This is a genomic window from Phytoactinopolyspora endophytica (assembly GCF_004138495.1).
Taxonomy (GTDB): domain Bacteria; phylum Actinomycetota; class Actinomycetes; order Jiangellales; family Jiangellaceae; genus Phytoactinopolyspora; species Phytoactinopolyspora endophytica.
Genome location: NZ_ML142853.1, coordinates 9,270 through 10,753 on the forward strand (window position 1 = coordinate 9,270; position 1,484 = coordinate 10,753).

The 1,484-nt window shown below is 75.7% G+C and carries 1 protein-coding gene; it reads left to right on the forward strand.

Going from position 1 to position 1,484, the window contains the following annotated elements; translation table 11 throughout:
* Positions 1-166: 166 nt before the first annotated feature.
* On the forward strand, positions 167-1,484 hold a 1,318-nt coding region (locus tag ELR45_RS10870), incomplete at its 3' end, for an alpha-amylase family glycosyl hydrolase (protein ID WP_205856388.1).

Here is a 1,484-nt window from a genome sequence, read left to right on the forward strand (position 1 = left end):
TCCCCCACCGCTGGCGCAACCTCTTCACGCTCACCGCGGTCGGCAAGCTCGCGTCGGCGCCCGCCGGGCCGACGTGGCTGCCCGCCCGCACGGGCGCCTGGCTGGTGCAGGAACCCGGGGACGCCCACGCCCGGCTCGGGTGGATCGGCGGGACGGAGGCGGCCCGATGACGCAGCACGCCGCGACCGACCTCGCGCCCCGCCTCGGGCGCACGGTGCTGTACCAGATCTACCCGCAGAGCTTCGCCGACTCGGGCCGCGCGGGGGCGGACGGGATCGGCGACCTCGCCGGGATCACCGCCCGCCTCGACTACCTGCGGTGGCTCGGCGTCGGGGCGGTGTGGCTCGACCCGTGCTTCGTCTCCCCGTTCGCCGACGCCGGGTACGACGTCGCGGACTTCCGCACGATCGCCCCGCGCTACGGCACGAACGACGACCTCGCGGAGCTCACCGAGGAGGCCGGGCGACGCGGCATCGCCGTGCTCCTCGACCTCGTGGCCGGGCACACCTCCGACCAGCACCCGTGGTTCGTGGCCTCCGCCGACGACCCGGACGACCACCGCTACGTGTGGAGCGATGTCCCGGTGGAGGGGTTCGAGCCCGGGCCGGGACGCCGCGGCGGCTACTACCGGCCGAACTTCTTCCCCGTGCAGCCGGCGCTCAACTTCGGGTACGCGCGCACCCACCCGGACGAGCCGTGGCGCCAGCCGGTCGACGCCCCTGGGCCGCGGGCCAACCGGTCCGCGGTGCGCGAGATCATGGCGCACTGGTTCGACCTCGGCGTCGCCGGCTTCCGCGTGGACATGGCGGCCTCCCTCGTCAAGGACGACCCCGGCCTGGTCGAGACCGGCCGGCTGTGGCGCGAGACCCGCGACTGGCTCGACCGGGCGTACCCGGGCCGGGTGCTGGTCAGCGAGTGGGGCGACCCGCGCGTCTCCGTCCCGTCCGGCTTCCACGCCGACTTCTTCCTCCACTTCGGCGGGGACGACGACGGCCTGCCGCTGCGCTCGCTGTGGAACAACGGCGCCGGCACCGTCAACCCGTCGTGGGGTGACGTGCCGGCCTGGGCCGACGCCGAGGCCCGCGGCGACGCCGGAACCTTCGTCCGCGCCTGGCAAGCGGCGACCGCGGCGATCACCGCCGCCGGGCGGGGCGGGCTGACCGGCCTGCCGACGTCGAACCACGACTTCACCCGGCTCGTGGCCGGTGCCCGCGACGCCGACCAGGCCCGCGCCGCCCTCGTGCTGACGCTCACCTGGCCGTCCATGCCCTCGATCTACTACGGCGACGAGATCGGCATGCGGTTCGTGCCCGGCACGCCGACGCTCGAGGGGTCGCGGCTCAGCCCCACCTACGACCGCGCCGGGTCCCGCACCCCCATGCAATGGGGCGACCTGCCGCCGGGCCGGTTCGGCCCCTACGACGTCGCGGAGTCGCGCTACCTGCCGCAGGACCCGGACCCCGGCCGGCCCACCGTCGCGGCCC